Genomic DNA, 17,685 nt, shown 5'->3' with positions numbered 1-17,685 from the left:
GATGAGGGATCCGACCCCACCCCATCAGGCGGGACCGGCCGCGCAGGCAGGTACAATGCGCCATGACTGACTTCTCGACCCTGCCGCTGAGCCCGGCCCTGCAGCCCGGCCTGGATGCCCTCGGCTACACCACTCTCACCCCCGTGCAGGCGCAGAGCCTGCCGGCCATCCTCGATGGCCGCGATGTGATCGCACAGGCGCCGACCGGCAGCGGCAAGACCGCCGCCTTCGGCCTGGGCCTGCTGCAGTCCATCGACCCCAGCCTGATCCGCGTGCAGGCGCTGGTGCTGTGCCCGACCCGCGAACTGGCCGACCAGGTCGGCAAGCAGATCCGCAAGCTGGCCACCGGCATCCCCAACCTGAAGCTGTTGCTGCTGGTGGGCGGCGTGCCGCTGGGCCCGCAGCTGGCGTCGCTGGAAGGCCACGACCCGCACGTGGTGGTCGGCACGCCCGGCCGTGTGCAGGAACTGGCGCGCAAGCGCGCGCTGAACCTGGGTGCGGTGCGCACGCTGGTACTTGATGAGGCCGACCGCATGCTCGACATGGGCTTCGAGGAGCCGATCCGCGAGATTGCCGGCCGCACCCACAAGGACCGCCAGAGCCTGCTGTTCTCCGCCACCTTCCCCGACAGCATCCGCGCCATGGCGCGTGACCTGCTGCGCGACGCGGTGGAAGTGACCGTGGAAGGTGCCGACCAGGCCCCGGCCATCCGCCACCTGTTCTGCGAGGTGGAACCGGCGCATCGCCAGAAGGCGCTTGCCGGCCTGCTGCTGAAGTACACGCCGGAATCGGCGGTGGTGTTCTGCAACACCCGCAAGGACGTGGACGAAGTGGCGAACTCGCTGCAGCAGTTCGGCTTCTCTGCACTGGCCCTGCATGGCGACATGGAACAGCGCGACCGCGAGGAAGTGCTGCTGCTGCTGGCCAACCGCAGCTGCAATGTGCTGGTGGCCAGCGACGTGGCCGCGCGTGGCCTGGACGTGGAAGAACTGGCGGCGGTGATCAACTACGAGCTGCCGACCGACGTGGAGAGCTACCAGCACCGCGTGGGCCGTACCGGTCGTGCCGGTGCCAGCGGCCTGGCGATCAGCCTGGTGGCCGGGCGCGAGAAGACCCGCACCGAAGCCATCGAAGCACAGATGGGTCAGCCGCTGGACTGGCAGAAGACGCCGCTGGCGACCTCGCGCCCGGCCGAGCTGCCGCAGGCGGCGATGCGCACGCTGCGCATTGATGGTGGCAAGACCGACAAGCTGCGCCCGGGCGACATTCTCGGTGCGCTGACCGGCGACGCCGGCCTGTCGAGCAAGTTCATCGGCAAGATCGCGATCTTCCCGACCCGTTCCTACGTGGCGATCGCGCGTGAGCAGGCCAACAAGGCCGTAGCAAAGCTGGAAGCCGGCAAGATCAAGGGCCGTCGTTTCCGCGTGCGGATGATGTGATCGGCAAGGTGGTCGCCGGGCATGGCCCGGCGCTACCTGCATGCCGTGTGTAGCGCCGGGCCACGCCCGGCGACAGACTCAGAACACCAGTTCGGTGTGCAGCGGCAGGTCCGCTTCCCAGCGCGCACGGCCGCCAAGGCCGTCGAGTTCGACCAGTACACCGGCGCCGACCACGTCAACGCCCAGGCGGCGCACCAGCGACAAGGCAGCGACCAGCGTGCCGCCGGTGGCCAGCACGTCATCAATGATCGCCACGCGCGCGCCGGCCGGCAGCGCATCGGCATGCACTTCGATGCAGTCGCTGCGGTATTCCAGCGTGTACTCCTCGCGCAGCACCTGGCCAGGCAGCTTGCCCGGCTTGCGCACTGGCACGAAGCCCACGCCCAGCTCCAGCGCCATCGCGGCACCGAGGATGAAACCACGCGATTCGATGCCCACCACCGCGTCCAGCTTCTGGTCGCGCCAACGGTCGGCCATCGCGGTGATGGCACCGCGGAAGTCCTCGCCGTGGGCGAGCAGCGGCATGATGTCCTTGAAGAGGATGCCGGGCTTGGGGAAGTCGGCGATGTCGCGCAGGCGGGAGGCCCACTGCGGAGCGACGAGGGCGTCGGTCATGTCACGTTGGCTATCTGATGGCGGCATAGGGTACCTGTTCCGGGCGCCGGCTGCCTGTTGGGGGTGTTCGGCCGGGCTGCGCCCGGCACCTGCAGAGGCCACCGCGCAAGCAAAAGCGAAAGCAAAAGCCGCATTCCGAGGGATGGCGGGGCGGGTCCGGTTGCGGGGGCCGCTGCAAGTACGTCCATGTAAGCTCGGTCGCCGCATCCATGCGGCTCACGCCCCCGCAACCGGACCCACCCCGCCTTCGACAGATTCCTGCGATCTGTCGGGCATTGCTTCTGTAGATCCACGCCATGCGTGGATGACTCTCAATCGAAATCGATTATTTCGAGAATTGAACGAAAATCATCCACGCATGGCGTGGATCTACCGTGTCGACCAAGGTCGACACCTACCCACAGCAGCGGGAATCTGTCGGAGGTGGGGCGGTGTGGGGCTGCAGGACCGTTGGCGCCATGGATGGCGCCATCGAGCCCCCAGGGACGGGTTTACGGCGTGTCCTGCAGCCCCACACCGCCCCGCCAAACCATCAGCAATCCAGAGCCGCTTTGGCTTCGGCTGTTGCCTCTGCGGGTGCAGGGCGCAGCCCTGCCGAACCCCACCCTCAGGAACTGCAGGACAGCATCGAGCAGCCGGCGCGGTTGTCGGCCCAGGCCGGGCGCTTGCCGGCAAAGTGCTCGAGCCCGGCACGCTCGGTGTACGGATCACGCAGTACATCCTGCAACGCATGAACACCGCCGAGGTCGCCCTGTTCGGCGCGATCGATGGCCTCCTGCGCCAGCCAGTTGCGCAGCACGTACAGCGGATTGGCCGCGGCCATCTTCGCCGTGCGCTCGCTGGCCGACAGCGGATCCACGCGCAGCCGCGCTGCGTAATCCTGCAGCCACTGCTGCAACGGTGCCTGCACCGACTGCTGGCGTGCCTCGTCGTAGTACACCGCGTCCAGCACACCCACATCGGGCGACGCTGGATCAACGCGCATCAGCGCGCGCCAGGCCAGGGTCATGTCCATCGCGCCGTCCTGCATCAACTGCTGCCAGCGCAGGTAGAGCTGCAGGTTTTCATCATCCGCCGCAGCCAGGCCGAGTTTGGCTGCGGCATCGCGACGGGTGCACGCGACAAACGTGGACTGATACGCCGCCAACCCCGCCTGCAGCGGTGCCACATCGGCGAACAACGGCGACAACGCCTGCGCCAGCCGGCTCAGGTTCCAGTACGCCACCTGCGGCTGTGTACCGAAGCGATAGCGCCGGCCTTGGGCATCGGTGGTGTTCGGTGTCCAGTCCGGATCGAAGTCCTCGACCCAGCCATAGGGGCCGTAGTCCAACGTCAGGCCGAGCACGGACAGGTTGTCGGTGTTCATCACGCCATGCACGAAGCCGACGCGCATCCAGTGCGCGATCATCTCGGCGGTACGCACCGCGATCTGCGCAAACCAGTCGCCGTACAGTACCTCGCCCTGCCCTTCGAGCTCCGGGAAGTCGCGGGCGATGCAGGCATCAACCAACTGCTGAAGCAGCGCGGTTTCGCCGCGTGACGCTGGCAGCTCGAATGAACCAAAGCGCAGGAACGAGGGCGATACCCGGCAAACGATCGCGCCGGGCTCGGCACGCGGGTGGCCGTCATAGAACATGTCGCGCACCACGTCTTCGCCGGTGCCGACCAGCGACAGCGCGCGCGTGGTCGGCACGCCCAGGTGATGCATCGCTTCGCTGCACAGGAATTCGCGGATAGATGAGCGCAGCACTGCGCGACCATCGGCGCCACGCGAATACGGCGTGGGGCCCGCCCCCTTCAGCTGCAGCTCCCAATGACGGCAATCAGGTGCGACCAGTTCGCCCAGCGAAATCGCGCGGCCGTCGCCGAGCTGGCCGGCCCAGTGGCCGAACTGATGGCCGCCGTAATTGGCTGCCCACGGCTGCATGCCGGCGTACAGCGCGTTGCCGCCGAACACACGCGCGAAGCCTTCGCTCTCGACCTCGGTGGTGTCGAAGCCGAGCATCGTGGCAACGTCCGGCGACCAGGCCAGCAGCGTGGGGGCTGCCACCGGCGTCGGCATCACCGGCGACCAGGCGGCGCCCAGTACTTCGCGGCGGCGCGGGCCGGATTCGGGATCACCCGGCAGGGCATGCAGCAGGCGGTTGTCGAAACGGGGGCTGTCGGTATCCATGGCGTTGAAGATGGGGGCGGCCGCTGCCCGCCTCAATTGCCGCTGAGCGCCTGCAGATGCCCGCCGTGGGCTTCGGCGCGCTGGTACGCCGGCCGCTCGCTGATGCGCTTGAGGAAGCCACGCAGCGCCGGCTTGTCGTCGAGACCACCACCCCGTGCGGCCGCGGCCTGGATCGGGAAGCTCATCTGGATGTCTGCTGCGCCGAACCGCTCACCCGCGAACCACGGGCTTTCGGCCAGGCGGCGCTCCATCCAGTCCAGGTGCAGGCGCCGCTGCGGACCGATGAAGCCGCGCTCGGCCTTGTCGGCGATGCTGCGCGCGATCGGGCGCGCGAAGAACGGCATCGGCGCGTTGCGGATGCGGCCCATCACCAGGGTCAGCAGCAGCGGCGGCATCGCCGAGCCTTCGGCGTAGTGCAGCCAATAGCGGTAGGCGATGCGCTCTGCGCCATCGGCCGGCATCGGTGACGGCGACAGCTGGCGCTTGGTGTCATAGCGATCCGCGAGGTAGTCGAGGATGGCACCGGACTCGGCCAGCACCAGTTCGCCATCCTGCAGCACCGGCGACTTGCCGAGCGGATGCACGTTGCGAAGCTCCGGCGGTGCCAGCAGCGTCTTCGGATCGCGCGGATAGCGGCGCAGCTCGTAGTCCAGCCCCAGCTCCTCCAGCATCCACAGCACGCGCAGGGAACGGGAGTTTTCCAGATGGTGGACGATGCGCATGGGGACGATCCTTGGGGAAGCCCACATCGTACCGTGATGGCTGCATGCCCCATGTAGAGTCGAGCCATGCTCGACTGCCTTTGAGAGCAGTCGAGCATGGCTCGACTCTACAGAACAGCGGACAACAAAAAACGCCGGAAGCTTTCGCTTCCGGCGTTCTGGCTACCAAACGGTAGCAGACGGATTAGACCGCCTGCACCTGGTCAGCCTGCATACCCTTCTGACCCTGGACGGCGATGAAGGTAACCTTCTGGCCTTCCTGCAGGGTCTTGAAGCCGGTGCCCTGGATGGCACGGAAGTGCACAAACAGGTCCGGGCCGCTTTCCGGGGTGATGAAGCCGAAGCCCTTGGCGTCGTTGAACCACTTGACGGTGCCGGTCTGACGATCAGACATTTGACTAACTCCTGAAACACATGTTGAAAAAATCGCAGCCACCGGGTATCGGGGCCGAGACTGAGTTGCAGGCGTTGGTAAAGCGGATCGATGAGCGGATCGTGAGATCAACTGCACCAGGCCACGATTCACGGTGACCCTAGCAAACACAGTGGGACGAACGATACGCGTGTTTTCTGCAAAAAGCGATAGCCCGGACGTTCATGGGCGGGCCCCGCCCGCTAGGCGTGGCAAGGGCTGGCAGCCGATCAGGGCTAAACCCGAGTCCCCATTCAGGTTTTTCCTACCCTACACTGGGTAAATGACTGAAGCTGAAACCCAAGCTGAACCCGCCCTCCCGCGCATCTGGGTGGACGCGGATGCCTGCCCCACCGTCATTCGCGACATCCTGTTCCGGGCCGCTGAACGGGTCGGGATCGAGCTGACCCTGGTCGCCAACCAGTGGATCCGTACCCCGCCATCGCGCTGGCTGCGCTCGATCCAGGTGCCGCAGGGCCTGGACGTGGCCGACAGTGCCATCGTCGAACGGGTGGCTGCCGGCGACCTGGTAGTCACCCAGGACATCCCGCTGGCCGCACTGGTGCTGGAGAAGAAGGCCGTGGCGCTGAACCCGCGCGGCCAGCTGTACACGCCGAACAACATGGCCGAGCGCCTGTCGATGCGCAATTTCATGGAGGAGCTGCGCGGCGCCGGGGTGCAGACCGGAGGACCGCCTCCGCTGGGACCGCGCGACCGGCAGCTGTTCGCCGCCGAGCTGGACCGCTGGCTGGCGCGGCGCCCGGCTCGCTGACCCGCGCTAGCCGCCCTGGTCCATTCGGCGCAGGTGCCGCTGGCTGCTGAACCGCCGCGGCTCCCCGGTGAGTGGGTCATCGAAGGCCAGCGCCTGTGCCAGCAGCTGCAGCGGTGGCTCGGCGCTGCCCTCCGGCCGCGACTGCAGCTGCGGGTAAAGGTCATCGCCCTCGATCGGCGCGCCCAGCGCGGCCATGTGCACGCGCAACTGGTGCTTGCGGCCGGTTTCCGGCTTCAACCGGTAGCGCCAGATCGGCCCCTCGGCCTCGATCGGCTCGATCAGGCTGCGCGCATTGGGCTCGCCCGGCACTTCGGCCATGCGGAAGAACGGCTCGCCCGGCGCGAGCCGGCTGTGCCGCCGCAGCGGGAACGCCAGTCCGGGCAGCGCCGGTGCCAGCGCCTCATAGGTCTTTTCAATGCGGCGCTCGCGGAACAACCGCTGGTAGGCATCGCGCGTAGCCGCCTGCGTCGAGAACAGCACCAGGCCAGCGGTCAGCCTGTCCAGCCGATGCAGCGGTACCAGCCCGGTATTGCCCGTGCGTGCGATCAGGCGCGCCAGCAGGGTTTCGCGCACGTAGCTGCCGGCCGGCGTCACCGGCAGGAAGTGCGGCTTGTCGGCCACCAGCAGGTGCTCATCCAGGTGCAGGATGGTCTCGGCGAAGGGAATCACCGGTTCGTCGGCCACCTCGCGGAAGTACTGGATCTCCAGCCCCGCCTGCCAGGGCATGTCCGGCGGCAGCGCCCTGCCCTGCACGTCCTGCACGCGGCCACGCGCGAAGCGATCCTGCCACTGCGCACGGTCGATGCGCGGGAAACGGGCGCACAGGCCTTCGAGCAGGCTGGGCCAGTGGCCGGGTGGCAGCTGCAGACGGCTGGGCAGGGTCATCGGATCCATTCCTGCGGCGGGAAAGCGTGCAAGCGTGCCACGTTGACGTCCCGCAGACAGCCCCGCAACGGACACCCCAGGAGCAAACCTCTATCATTGTCGTCTTTAGTCCACGGATCCCCCATGGCTCTTACCGCCACCATCCGCAAGGCCGAACTGCAGATCAGCGACATGGATCGCGGTTACTACGCGACCCACAACCTGACCCTGGCCCAGCACCCGTCCGAGACCGACGAACGATTGATGGTGCGCCTGCTCGCCTTCGCCCTCAATGCGGGAGACCGCCTGGAGTTCGGCCGTGGCCTGAGCACCGACGATGAGCCGGACCTGTGGGAACACGACTACACCGGCGACATCCTGCAGTGGATCGACCTGGGTCATCCCGACGAATCCCGCATCCGCAAGGCCAGCAACCGCAGCCGCCAGGTGCAGGTGATCAATTACGGCGGCAACGCCTCTGACATCTGGTGGGGCAAGCAGGGCAAGGGCCTGGCGCGCTTCGACAACCTGTCGGTGATTGATCTGGACGGTGAGTTCGTCGAACGCTGGGGCCAGCAGGTCCAGCGCGCGATGCGCTGGAGCGTGCTGATCCAGGACGGTGAAGTGCAGCTGCTCAACGATCAGATGCAGCTCGACGTGATCCCCAACTGGCGCAAGCGCGCCAAGGCATGAGCACGATCCGCTGCGACGTGGTGGTCATCGGCGCCGGCGCGGCCGGTCTGATGACCGCGATCACGGCTGGCCAGCGCGGCCGCCAGGTGCAGGTGATCGACCATGCCAACAAGGTCGGCAAGAAGATCCTGATGTCCGGCGGTGGCCGCTGCAACTTCACCAACACCGGCACCACCCCGGCCAACTTCCTGTCGGCCAACCCGCACTTCTGCAAGTCGGCGCTGGCGCGCTACACGCCCTGGCACTTCATCGAGCTGGTCAGCAAGCACGGCATCGCCTATCACGAAAAGGAGCTGGGCCAGCTGTTCTGCGACGTCTCGTCCAAGCAGATCGTGAAGATGCTGGTGGATGAATGCCAGGCGGCCGGCGCGCAGATCCGCACCGAGTGCAGCGTGCAGCGCATCGAACACGGCAGCGACGGTTTCCGCGTGCACACCACGCAGGGCCTGTTCCACTGCGCCTCGCTGGTGGTGGCCACTGGCGGCCTCTCGATTCCGAGCATGGGCGCCACCGGCTTCGGCTACGAGATTGCGCGCCAGTTCGGCCATCAGGTGCTGCCAACCCGCGCAGGCCTGGTACCGCTGACGCTCAGCGGCAAGCATCAGGAGCGGCTGGCCGATCTGAGTGGTGTCGCCCTGCCGATCGAGGCACGTTGCAACGGCAAGCGCTTCCAGAACTTCATGCTGCTGACCCATCGTGGCGTGAGCGGCCCGGCGATCCTGCAGATCTCCTCGTTCTGGCAACCCGGTGATGCGCTGGAGCTGGACCTGCTGCCCGGCCAGGATGCCGGCGAGTGGCTGCGCCAGATGAAGCGCGAGCGCCCGGCCGCCGAGCTGCGCACGGTACTGGGTGAGATGCTGCCCAAGCGACTGGCGCAGCGCCTGTGCGAGCACTGGCTGCCCGACCGGCCCGTGCGCCAGCTGGACGAGCCGGTGCTGCGCCAGGCCGCGCAGCTGCTGGGCTCGTTCCCGCTGGTGGCCAGCGGCACCGAGGGTTACCGCACCGCCGAAGTCACCCTGGGCGGCGTGGATACCGCCGAGGTGTCGTCCTCGACGATGGAATCCAAGCGCGTGCCGGGCCTGCATTTCGTTGGCGAGGTGCTGGACGTGACCGGCTGGCTGGGTGGTTACAACTTCCAGTGGGCCTGGGCCAGCGGCCACGCGGCCGGTGGCGTGGTGTGAACCAGATCGCCGTTCGATGCGCGCAAGGGGTGCGCGCATGGACGGTTCGCCGCGCATCGTGTATCTAGATTCGCAGATTGGGGAGCAGTGCATGCAGAACGCGAACGACATCACCATCCGCCTGCTGATCGTCGATGACAGCGGCGAGAATGCCGAAGCCATCGTCAGCACCCTGCGCAACAGCGGCATCGCGGTGCGGCCCTGGCGGCCGCAGGACGCGGCCGAGCTGGCCCAGGTGCTGTCCAGCCAGGCCATCGACCTGGTGCTGGCGTCGCCCTCGCAGGGCATCCCGCTGCCACTGGTGGCCCAGCACATCGCCGCCAGTGGCAAGGACATCCCGCTGGTGCTGCTGGCCGAGCGCATCGACGAGGACGAGCTGGTGCAGGCCAGCAGCCACGGCATCCGTGCTCTCGCCCTGCGCCAGCGCTCCGAACATCTGTTGGCCGTGGTCCGCGACCAATGGGTGGACCTGCAGGCGCGTCGCGGCCTGCGCCGCATCGAGGCGCAGATGCGTGAGACCGAGCGCCGCTGCGATGCGCTGATCGCCTCTTCGCGCGATCCCATCGCCTACGTGCACGAAGGCATGCACATCCGTGCCAACGATGCCTACCTGGAAATGTTCGGCTACGAGCAGTTCGACGACATCGAAGGCATCTCGCTGCTGGACATGGTCGCGGCCCAGCACGTGGAAGGCTTCAAGCAGCTGCTGAAGGGCCTCAGCCGCGGCGAGGCGCCGCCACCGCAGTACCAGCTCGATGCCCGCCATGAGGATGGCAGTACGTTCGCGGCAACCATGGAATTCACCGCTGCCACCTACGAAGGCGAATCCTGCCTGCAGGTAGTGCTTCGCCGCCGCATGGAATTCGATCCGGAGCTGGCCCGCGAAGTGGAGGACCTGCGGCAGCGCGACCAGGTCACCGGCCTGCTCAACCGCCCGACCTTCATGCTGCAGCTGGAAAGCGCGGTGGCCCAGGCCGGCCGCAGCGAAGGCCAGTTCGGCCTGCTGCTTATCGAGCCGGACCACTATGCGCGCCTGTTGCCGGACATCGGCCTGGCATCAGCCGACACCCTGATCGGCGCCCTCGCCGCCCTGCTGGCCGAGGTGGTCGGCCAGGAGGCCCAGCTGGCCCGCTTCGGTGAACACAATTTCGCCGTGCTGCAGGCCGGGCCCTACGCACAGACCGTGGCACTGGCCGAGCGCATCCGCGAAGCGTATGCAGCGCATGTGTTCAGCATCGGTGCGCGCTCGGCCACGGTGACGGTCAGCATCGGTGGCGTACAGGTGGGCGAGAAGATCGCCAGCATCGGCCAGGTGCTCGCACGCGCCAGCGAGTGCACGCATGCCGCCGCTGAACTGGGCAATACCTGCCGCATCTTCGACCCGGCCGCGGCCGACCGCGTCGAGGAAGAACGCGTACTGCGCTGGGTCACCCGTATCCGTGAAGCACTGGCCGGTGACGGCTTCCAGCTGCACTACCAGCCGGTGCTGAACCTGCAGGGCGAGCCGCTGGAGCTGTACGAGGCCTACCTGCGCCTGGAGCACAATGGCGAACTGCTGAGCCCGACCGCGTTCCTGGGCATCGCCGAGGAGTACGGCCTGCTGGCCGACATCAACCGCTGGGTGGTTTCGCAGGCGATCGCGGTGCTCGGCCAGCGCGCCCGCGAGGGCCATGCCACCCAGGTGCTGGTGAAAGTGACGCCGGAGTCGTTCGACGACCCGCAGATGATCGCCACCCTGCGGCGCGAACTGCAGGCGCAGGGTGTACCCGGTGAACGACTGTGGCTGCATGCGCCGGAAGCGAAGGTGTTCACCCACCTGCGCAGTGCGCAGCAGTTCCTTGCCGAAGTAGCGCCGCTGGGCTGCCGCATCGGCCTGGAACAGTTTGGTTCGGGATTGGACTCGTTCCAGCTGCTGGCCCACTTCCAGCCGCAGTTCCTCAAGCTGGACCGCGGTTTCACCAGCGACCTGGCGGCCACCCGCGAGAACATCGACCGTATCAGCCAGATCACCGCACGCGCGCAGGAAGCCGGCATCCGCACCATCGCCGAGTTCGTCAGCGATGCCAATTCGATGACCCTGCTGTTCAGTGCCGGCGTGGACTACGTGCAGGGCGACTTCGTCGGCCCGGCGCTGCCGGAGATGGGCTTCGAGTTTGGTTGATGCCTCTCTGTAGAGCCGAGCCATGCTCGGCTGCGGGACTCAAGCGAAGAGCAGCCGAGCATGGCTCGGCTCTACACAAAGAGAAGGCCGGCTTTCGCCGGCCTTTTCGTTGATCAGGTCATGTCGACCAGGTTGTCGATCTTCACGTCCGGGTTGACGTCGGCCTCGTAGTCGACACCCTCCACGCCAAAACCGAACAGGCGCAGGAAGTCGGCCTTGTAGCCGGCCAGGTCGCTGATCTCGTACAGGTTCTCGTTGGTCACCTGCGGCCACAGCGCAACCACCTTGCCTTGCACGTCCGCCGCCATTTCCTTGTAGTCGGCACGCAGGCGCCCTTCCTCGTCGACCAGCGCAACGGTGTGGCCATCGCCATCGACCAGGTCGTGGCGCAGGCGATCGATCGCCACGCCGTCGGCCTTGCCGCCGTAGAGGATGTCGTACAGCACGTCGAGCTGCTCGATGCAGCCTTCGTGGGTGCCCTTTTCCTTCATCACCTTGAACAGCAGCGACAGGTACAGCGGCATGGTCGGAATGGCCGAGCTGGCCTGGGTGACCACGGCCTTCAGCACCGACACGCGCGCATCGCCACCGATCTTGGCCAGCTTCTCGCGCAGCCCCAGCACCTTGGTGTCCAGGTCCTTCTTGGCGGCGCCGATCGAGCCGTTCCAATAGATGGCCTGGGTGATCTCTTCGCCCACGTAGGTGAAGGCGGTGGTGGTGCAGCCGTTGGCCAGCACGCCGGCGTCGGCCAGCGCGTCGATCCACATCTGCCAGTCTTCACCGCCCATCACCGCGACGGTGCCGGCGATCTCTTCCGGCGTGGCCGGCTGCAGGGTGGTCTCGGTGATCACTTCCTTGTCGGTATCCAGGCCACGCAGGGTGATCGGCTCGCCGATCGGCTTCAGCGTGGAGCTGATGATCTCGCCGGTCTTCGGATGCTTGCGGCGCGGCGCGGCCAGGCTGTAGACAACCTGGTCGACCTGGCCCAGATCGGCCTTGATCATCTCGATGGTCCTGGCCTTCACTTCATCGGAGAAGGCATCGCCGTTGATGCTCTTGGCGTACAGGCCGGCTTCGTCGGCGTACTTGTGGAACGCGGCGGAGTTGTACCAGCCGGCGGTGCCTGGCTTGGATTCGGTGCCCGGTCGCTCGAAGAAGATGCCCAAGGTGGCGGCGCCGCTCCCAAACGCGGCGGTAATGCGCGCAGCCAGGCCGTAGCCGGTGGAGGCACCGATGACCAGCACGCGCCTGGGACCATTCTGGATGGGCGGACGCGCACGGATGTAGTCGATCTGCTGCTTGACCGCGGCTTCGCAGCCGGTCGGGTGTGTGGTGACGCAGATGAAGCCGCGGACGCGCGGTTTGATGACCATGGATACCTCGGGTTGGCAGATGCGGCGCACGGGGCGCTCAGCAGGAATGCGGGCGCGCGCCAGCGCGCGCGAACCGCAGGATCGTAGTGCGCGGGGGCTGATTGCACAACCGACGCTGGCGTAGGGTGGTGTTTGTTTTGCAGGGTTGCACCCTGCACCCGCAGAGGCAACGGCCGGAGCCGAGGCAACAGCCAAAGCCGGTTCCTGAGGGATGGCGGGGTGGGTCCAGTGGCAGGGGACGCCGTGAACCCATCCATGGGGGCTTGGTCGCCGCATCCATGCGGCTCACACCCCTGCCACCGGACCCACCCCGCCTTCGACAGTTTTCCGCGATCTGTCGGAACGGCAGTCTGCTCTGGTGGGTGTCGACCTTGGTCGACACGGTAGAACTGACTCAATTCTGATTGTCGATATCTGACAGATATGTCGACCAAGGTCGACACCTACCAACAGCCGCAGGAATCTGTCGGAGGTGGGGCCATGTGGGTTGGCAGGACCGTTGGCGCCATGGATGGCGCCATCGAGCCCCCAAGGATGGGTTTACGGCGTGTCCTGCCAACCCACATGGCGCCGCCCAACCAGCAGAAAGCCAGCTCCGGCTTTTTACGTTGCTATTGCTGTTGCCTCGGCGGGTGCGGGGCGCAGCCCTGCACACAAAAAACCCCGCTTGCGCGGGGTTCTCTGTGTGCTGAGGGCAGCAGCTGCTTACGGGCGACGGGCCAGGGCCTCGACGTCCTTCGCCTTCGGCAGCAGGTCCTGCTTGCTGACGCGCAGGAAGCCGATCGTCAGCATCGGCACCGCCACCAGGATCGAGGACAGCACCACGATCACCGCACCGATCATGTGCGTCTCGGCTAGGCCCTCCATCGAGCTGCCGCCGTACATGTACAGCGCCAGTGCCGACAGGAAGAACATCACCGCGGTGATCACCGTACGCGACAGCGTCTGGTTGATCGAACGGTTCAGTACCTCCATCGAGTCCACGCGCAGGCTGCGGAAGTTCTCGCGGACGCGGTCGAAGACCACGATGATGTCGTTGATCGCAAAGCCCATCACCGACAGCAGGCCGGCCAGCACGGTCAGGTCGAACTCACGGCCCAGCAGGGACACGTAAGCCACCGTCACGATCAGGTCGAACATCGCCACGATGCTGGCGGTGACCGCGAACTTCCATTCGAAGCGCACCGCGATGTAGATCAGGAAGCCGGCCAGCATGAAGATGGTGGCGTACAGGCCATTCATCGCCAGGTCCTTGCCGATCTGCGGGCCGACGAACTCGTTGCGCAGCACGGTGGCCTGGTTGTCGGCCGAAGACAGCGCCTTCACCACGGCGGCGGCAGTGGCCTTGTCCTCGGCGGCGGCGTCACCGGTACCCGGCGCATGCTCACCGTGCGGGGCCAGGCGGATCAGCAGGTCGGTGTTACCACCGACGCTCTGTACCTGGGCGCCTTCGAAGCCATTCTGCTCGAGCTTGTTGCGGACCTGCTCGACGTCCACCGCTTTGTCGAAGCGGGCTTCGATCAGGGTGCCGCCGGTGAAGTCCAGCGCGTAGTTGAAGCCCTTGATGCCGATGATGGCAATCGAGGCCAGGAACACCACGATGGTGACTGCCATGGCGACATGGCGCCAGCGCATGAAGTCGATCTTGGTGTCGTTCGGGAGGATGTGCAGCGGAAACAGTTTCATTGTGCGTGTCGTCCCGTCAGATGGCCACGTTCTGGAGCTTCTTGCGACGGCCGTAGATCAGCGTCGCCAGCGCACGCGACACGGTGATCGCGGTGAACATGGAGGCGAAAATACCGATGATCATGGTCAGCGCGAAGCCTTTCAGCGGACCGGTACCGAATGCAAACAGCGCCACACCGACGATCAGGCCGGTCAGGTTGGCGTCGAGGATGGTGCCCGAGGCACGCTCGTAGCCGGTCACGATCGCGGTCTTGCCCGGCACGCCGGCACGCAGCTCTTCACGGATACGCTCGTTGATCAGCACGTTGGCGTCCACCGACAGGCCCACCGACAACGCCAGGCCGGCAAAGCCCGGCAGGGTCATGGTGGCACCAAACAGCGACATCACCGCCACTACGATCAGCAGGTTGAACAGCATCGCTGCCGAGGTGATCACACCGAACATGCGGTAGTACACGCTGAAGAACACCAGGGTGAACAGGAACGCGAACACCACCGCGCGCATGCCGTTCTTGACGTTCTCGGCGCCCAGGCTCGGGCCAACCACGCGCTCTTCGACGAAGTCCATCGGTGCGGCCAGCGAACCCGACTTCAGCAGCTTGGCCAGGTCGTCGGCTTCCTTCTTCTGCAGGCCGGTGGTCTGGAAGTTCTTGCCGAACACGCCGTTGATGTTGGCCACCGAGATCACTTCCTCATTGACCTTGAAGCCACGCACTTCCTGGCCGTCAACCATGGTCACGGTCGGCACGCGTTCGGTGTACACCACCGCCATCGGCTTGTTCACGTTGGCGCTGGTGAAGTCGAACATGCGCTGGCCGCCGACGTTGTTCAGCGTCACGCTCACCGCCGGGGCACCACTGGTGGAGTCGGTCACCGCCTGCGCGCCGACCATCTGGTCGCCGGTGACGATCACGCGCTTGTTCAGCAGGATCGGACCGCCGCCGTCACGGCGCTGATAGACCTTCGCTTCCGGCGGGATGCGGCCGGAGTCGATGGCGTCCTGGGCATTGCCCTCGACCACCGCGCGGTATTCCAGGGTGGCGGTGGCGCCGATCATGCGCTTGGCTTCGGCCGTGTCCTGCACGCCTGGCAGCTGCACGACCACGCGGTCGGCACCCTGGCGCTGGATGATCGGCTCGGCCACGCCGAGCTGGTTCACGCGGTTGCGCAGGGTGTTGATGTTCTGCTCGATGGCGCCATTGGCGATCTGCGCGATCTCGGTCTCCGGCACGGTCACCGTGATGCGGTTGCCGCTGACGTCGTAGCCGAGCGTCGGCTGCGCCTTCACCAGCGCCGTACGGGCACGCTGTGCGGCGTCATCACCGGCGGACGGGCTCAGGTTGGCCACGATGCTGTTGTCCGCGCGGCGCTCCACCGACTGGTACGCAATGCGGGCGTCGCGCAGCGTGCTGCGCACGTCTTCGGTGTAGGCGTCCAGGCGCTTGTCGAGGGCGGCCTTCTGGTCGACCTGCAGCACGAAGTGCACACCACCCTGCAGGTCCAGGCCCAGCACCATCGGGCGACCGCCGAGGTTGGCCAGCCAGTCCGGGACGGTCGAGGCCAGGTTCAGGGCCACGGTGTACTTCTCGCCGACGGTGTCACGCAGGGCGTCGCTGGCGGCGGACTGCGCCTTCAGGTCCGGCAGGCGAACGATCAGGCTCTCCCCTTCCTTCTCAGCACCGACGGCGGTGATACCGGCCTTCTTCAGGTCGGCCAGCACACGGTCGCGCAGCGCGTCGTCGACCTGCCCGCCACGGTTGGCGGTGATCTGGACGGCCGGGTCCTTCTGGTAGATGTTGGGCAGCGCGTACAGCGCGCTGAGCGCCAGTACGATCAGGATGACGACGTACTTCCAGCGTGGAAATTCGAGCATTGCTTGGGTCCCGCGCGGCGCCATCCCCGGCGCCGCGGTTGTGCATCGGAAAGGGAGTGGCTTACTGGGCCGACTTCAGGGTACCGGCCGGCAGCACGTTGCCGACAGCGCCCTTCTGCACGCGGATGCGCACGTTGTCAGCCACTTCGATGGTGATGAAGTTGTCGCCGATGTCGGTGACGATGCCGGCGATGCCGCCGTTGGTCAGCACTTCGTCGCCACGCTTGATCTTCTCCAGCATGGCCTTGTGCTCCTTCTGCCGCTTCATCTGCGGGCGGATCATCAGGAAGTACATGATGGCGATCAGGATGACCGGGAACAGCAGCGTGGTCAGGCCCATGCCCTGCGGTTGGCCGCCGGCGGCCTGGGCGTGGGCGGCGGGAATCAGGAAGGCAAGCAGGTTCATCGTTGGTCCTTTGGTTGGGCGGCGCTCCGGCCCTTTCACGGGCACGGCGTGTCGACCGCGGATCTGGGTCAGCCTTGAAGTATGCCACGGCCCCGGGCGTTCGTCCTTGGGCCGTTTGGCAGGGGGCGTCGGGGTTACAGGGGCGGCGCGACCGCCCCGCGTGCCGCGTAGAAAGACTCACGGAAGGCCAGGAAGGTTCCCGCCTCGATCGCCGCGCGGATGTCGGCCATCAGCTTTTCGTAATAGAACAGGTTGTGCAGGGTGCCCAGCATCGGCGCCAGCATCTCGTTGCAGCGGTCCAGGTGGCGCAGGTAAGAGCGGGTGTAGCCGCCGGTGCAGGCCACGCAACCGCAGCCCGGCTCGATCGGGTCCATGTCGCGCGCGTACTGCGAGTTTCGGATGCGGACGGTGCCGAACGAGGTGAAATAGTGGCCATTGCGGGCGTTGCGGGTCGGCATCACGCAATCGAACATGTCCACGCCACGTGCGACACCCTCGACCAGGTCCTCCGGCCGGCCCACACCCATCAGGTAGCGCGGACGGTCGCTGGGCAGCTCCGGGTCCAGGTGGTCGAGCATGGCATTGCGCTCGTGCTCGGGCTCGCCCACGGCCAGGCCGCCGATGGCGTAACCGTCGAAGCCGATCGCCTGCAGGGCCTCGGCCGAGCGGCTACGCAGGTCGGTGTGCACGCCGCCCTGGACGATGCCGAACAGGGCCGCGTCGTTACCGAGCTCGTCATGCGCGTTGCGGCTGCGCTGGGCCCAGCGCAGGCTCAGTTCCATCGAGCGGCGGGCAACATCCTCTGTAGCCGGGTACGGGGTGCACTCGTCGAAGATCATGACCACGTCCGAGTCGAGCACTTTCTGGATCTTCATGCTCTCCTCCGGGCCCAGGAACACGCGGGCGCCGTCGGTCGGCGAGGCGAAGGTCACGCCCTGTTCGGTGATCTTGCGGCGGTGGGCCAGCGAGAACACCTGGAAGCCGCCGGAGTCGGTCAGGATCGGGCCATCCCAGCGGCAGAAGCCGTGCAGGCCGCCGTGGTCGGCGATGATGTCCAGGCCCGGGCGCAGGTACAGGTGGAAGGTATTGCCGAGGATGATCTCGGCACCCAGCGCACGCACCTGGTCCGGCAGGATGCCCTTGACCGAGCCATAGGTCCCCACCGGCATGAAAGCCGGCGTTTCCACCGTGCCACGCGGGAAGGTCAGGCGGCCACGGCGGGCACGGCCGTCGCGGGTCTGGAGCTGGAACTGCAGTCGGGACATGGAGCGGTCGTTCAGGCAAATAGTCGCCTATTGTCTCCCAAGAAGGCGTG

At 66.6% G+C, this 17,685-nt stretch carries 15 protein-coding genes; 5 read left to right on the top strand and 10 right to left on the bottom strand.

The genetic code is table 11. From position 1 onward, the window contains the following. The first annotated feature begins 62 nt into the window (after positions 1 to 62). The gene (dbpA, locus tag ACZK29_RS08695) at positions 63 to 1,439 is read left to right on the top strand and encodes an ATP-dependent RNA helicase DbpA (RefSeq protein WP_478446911.1); all 1,377 of its coding nucleotides are present in this window, start codon (positions 63 to 65) and stop codon (positions 1,437 to 1,439) included. 78 nt (positions 1,440 to 1,517) lie between these two features. On the opposite strand, the gene ACZK29_RS08690 is transcribed toward dbpA, so the two are convergent. From ACZK29_RS08690 to ACZK29_RS08675, 4 genes are all read right to left on the bottom strand, one after another. Next, the gene (locus tag ACZK29_RS08690) at positions 1,518 to 2,054 is read right to left on the bottom strand and encodes an adenine phosphoribosyltransferase (protein ID WP_049457836.1); all 537 of its coding nucleotides are present in this window, start codon (positions 2,052 to 2,054) and stop codon (positions 1,518 to 1,520) included. Between the two features lie 607 nt (positions 2,055 to 2,661). After that, complete coding sequence (locus ACZK29_RS08685; RefSeq protein ID WP_478446910.1) at positions 2,662 to 4,227, bottom strand: protein adenylyltransferase SelO; 1,566 nt, start codon at positions 4,225 to 4,227, stop codon at positions 2,662 to 2,664. 32 nt (positions 4,228 to 4,259) lie between these two features. Further along, a complete protein-coding gene (locus ACZK29_RS08680) occupies positions 4,260 to 4,949 on the bottom strand; it encodes a glutathione S-transferase family protein (RefSeq protein ID WP_478446909.1) in 690 nt (229 codons plus the stop codon). Between the two features lie 184 nt (positions 4,950 to 5,133). Further along, positions 5,134 to 5,343, bottom strand: a complete 210-nt coding sequence (locus tag ACZK29_RS08675) for a cold-shock protein (RefSeq protein WP_004153307.1) — start codon at positions 5,341 to 5,343, stop codon at positions 5,134 to 5,136. Between the two features lie 301 nt (positions 5,344 to 5,644). Here ACZK29_RS08675 and ACZK29_RS08670 point away from each other — a divergent pair, with 301 nt between their 5' ends. Then, positions 5,645 to 6,133, top strand: a complete 489-nt coding sequence (locus ACZK29_RS08670) for a YaiI/YqxD family protein (RefSeq protein WP_059034065.1) — start codon at positions 5,645 to 5,647, stop codon at positions 6,131 to 6,133. Between the two features lie 6 nt (positions 6,134 to 6,139). Here the strand turns inward: ACZK29_RS08670 and ACZK29_RS08665 are convergent, their stop codons facing one another. Continuing rightward, entirely contained in the window at positions 6,140 to 7,018 is an 879-nt protein-coding gene (locus tag ACZK29_RS08665; RefSeq protein WP_478446908.1) for a pseudouridine synthase, read from the bottom strand. Positions 7,019 to 7,141: 123 nt separating this feature from the next. Here ACZK29_RS08665 and ACZK29_RS08660 point away from each other — a divergent pair, with 123 nt between their 5' ends. The 3 genes from ACZK29_RS08660 (at position 7,142) to ACZK29_RS08650 (ending at position 11,032) form a co-directional block, all read left to right on the top strand. After that, positions 7,142 to 7,690: a YaeQ family protein gene (locus tag ACZK29_RS08660; protein ID WP_111204438.1), complete on the top strand. Its 549-nt coding sequence runs from the start codon at positions 7,142 to 7,144 to the stop codon at positions 7,688 to 7,690. Beyond that, entirely contained in the window at positions 7,687 to 8,871 is a 1,185-nt protein-coding gene (locus tag ACZK29_RS08655; protein ID WP_478446907.1) for a BaiN/RdsA family NAD(P)/FAD-dependent oxidoreductase, read from the top strand. Before ACZK29_RS08660 ends, ACZK29_RS08655 begins: the two co-directional genes overlap by 4 nt. Positions 8,872 to 8,962: 91 nt before the next feature. Next, positions 8,963 to 11,032: an EAL domain-containing response regulator gene (locus tag ACZK29_RS08650; RefSeq protein ID WP_111204440.1), complete on the top strand. Its 2,070-nt coding sequence runs from the start codon at positions 8,963 to 8,965 to the stop codon at positions 11,030 to 11,032. 113 nt (positions 11,033 to 11,145) lie between these two features. Here ACZK29_RS08650 and fabV read toward each other — a convergent pair whose 3' ends face one another. The 5 genes from fabV to tgt all read right to left on the bottom strand — a co-directional run bounded on the left by fabV (position 11,146) and on the right by tgt (position 17,635). Continuing rightward, positions 11,146 to 12,405 carry an enoyl-ACP reductase FabV gene (fabV, locus tag ACZK29_RS08645; RefSeq protein ID WP_478446906.1) on the bottom strand — a complete coding sequence of 420 codons (1,260 nt, stop codon included), beginning with the start codon at positions 12,403 to 12,405 and terminating at the stop codon, positions 11,146 to 11,148. 705 nt (positions 12,406 to 13,110) lie between these two features. After that, complete coding sequence (gene secF, locus ACZK29_RS08640) at positions 13,111 to 14,091, bottom strand: protein translocase subunit SecF (RefSeq protein ID WP_033834415.1); 981 nt, start codon at positions 14,089 to 14,091, stop codon at positions 13,111 to 13,113. 16 nt (positions 14,092 to 14,107) lie between these two features. Further along, complete coding sequence (gene secD, locus ACZK29_RS08635; protein ID WP_033834414.1) at positions 14,108 to 15,964, bottom strand: protein translocase subunit SecD; 1,857 nt, start codon at positions 15,962 to 15,964, stop codon at positions 14,108 to 14,110. Positions 15,965 to 16,025: 61 nt separating this feature from the next. Beyond that, positions 16,026 to 16,370 carry a preprotein translocase subunit YajC gene (yajC, locus tag ACZK29_RS08630; RefSeq protein ID WP_005409257.1) on the bottom strand — a complete coding sequence of 115 codons (345 nt, stop codon included), beginning with the start codon at positions 16,368 to 16,370 and terminating at the stop codon, positions 16,026 to 16,028. A gap of 134 nt (positions 16,371 to 16,504) precedes the next feature. Then, positions 16,505 to 17,635: a tRNA guanosine(34) transglycosylase Tgt gene (gene tgt / locus ACZK29_RS08625; protein ID WP_005409256.1), complete on the bottom strand. Its 1,131-nt coding sequence runs from the start codon at positions 17,633 to 17,635 to the stop codon at positions 16,505 to 16,507. Between the last annotated feature and the right edge of the window lie 50 nt (positions 17,636 to 17,685).

This window comes from Stenotrophomonas sp. 89682_Sma, from assembly GCF_056481405.1.
Note: the sequence above shows the minus strand (reverse complement) of the source record. Positions and strands in the feature narration are given on the sequence as shown.

Coding starts and splice junctions, on each gene's coding strand:
- dbpA (WP_478446911.1), top strand. CDS start 63: ATGACTGACTTCTCGACCCTGCCGCTGAGCCCGGCCCTGCAGCCCGGC.
- ACZK29_RS08690 (WP_049457836.1), bottom strand. CDS start 2,054: ATGACCGACGCCCTCGTCGCTCCGCAGTGGGCCTCCCGCCTGCGCGAC.
- ACZK29_RS08685 (WP_478446910.1), bottom strand. CDS start 4,227: ATGGATACCGACAGCCCCCGTTTCGACAACCGCCTGCTGCATGCCCTG.
- ACZK29_RS08680 (WP_478446909.1), bottom strand. CDS start 4,949: ATGCGCATCGTCCACCATCTGGAAAACTCCCGTTCCCTGCGCGTGCTG.
- ACZK29_RS08675 (WP_004153307.1), bottom strand. CDS start 5,343: ATGTCTGATCGTCAGACCGGCACCGTCAAGTGGTTCAACGACGCCAAG.
- ACZK29_RS08670 (WP_059034065.1), top strand. CDS start 5,645: ATGACTGAAGCTGAAACCCAAGCTGAACCCGCCCTCCCGCGCATCTGG.
- ACZK29_RS08665 (WP_478446908.1), bottom strand. CDS start 7,018: ATGACCCTGCCCAGCCGTCTGCAGCTGCCACCCGGCCACTGGCCCAGC.
- ACZK29_RS08660 (WP_111204438.1), top strand. CDS start 7,142: ATGGCTCTTACCGCCACCATCCGCAAGGCCGAACTGCAGATCAGCGAC.
- ACZK29_RS08655 (WP_478446907.1), top strand. CDS start 7,687: ATGAGCACGATCCGCTGCGACGTGGTGGTCATCGGCGCCGGCGCGGCC.
- ACZK29_RS08650 (WP_111204440.1), top strand. CDS start 8,963: ATGCAGAACGCGAACGACATCACCATCCGCCTGCTGATCGTCGATGAC.
- fabV (WP_478446906.1), bottom strand. CDS start 12,405: ATGGTCATCAAACCGCGCGTCCGCGGCTTCATCTGCGTCACCACACAC.
- secF (WP_033834415.1), bottom strand. CDS start 14,091: ATGAAACTGTTTCCGCTGCACATCCTCCCGAACGACACCAAGATCGAC.
- secD (WP_033834414.1), bottom strand. CDS start 15,964: ATGCTCGAATTTCCACGCTGGAAGTACGTCGTCATCCTGATCGTACTG.
- yajC (WP_005409257.1), bottom strand. CDS start 16,370: ATGAACCTGCTTGCCTTCCTGATTCCCGCCGCCCACGCCCAGGCCGCC.
- tgt (WP_005409256.1), bottom strand. CDS start 17,635: ATGTCCCGACTGCAGTTCCAGCTCCAGACCCGCGACGGCCGTGCCCGC.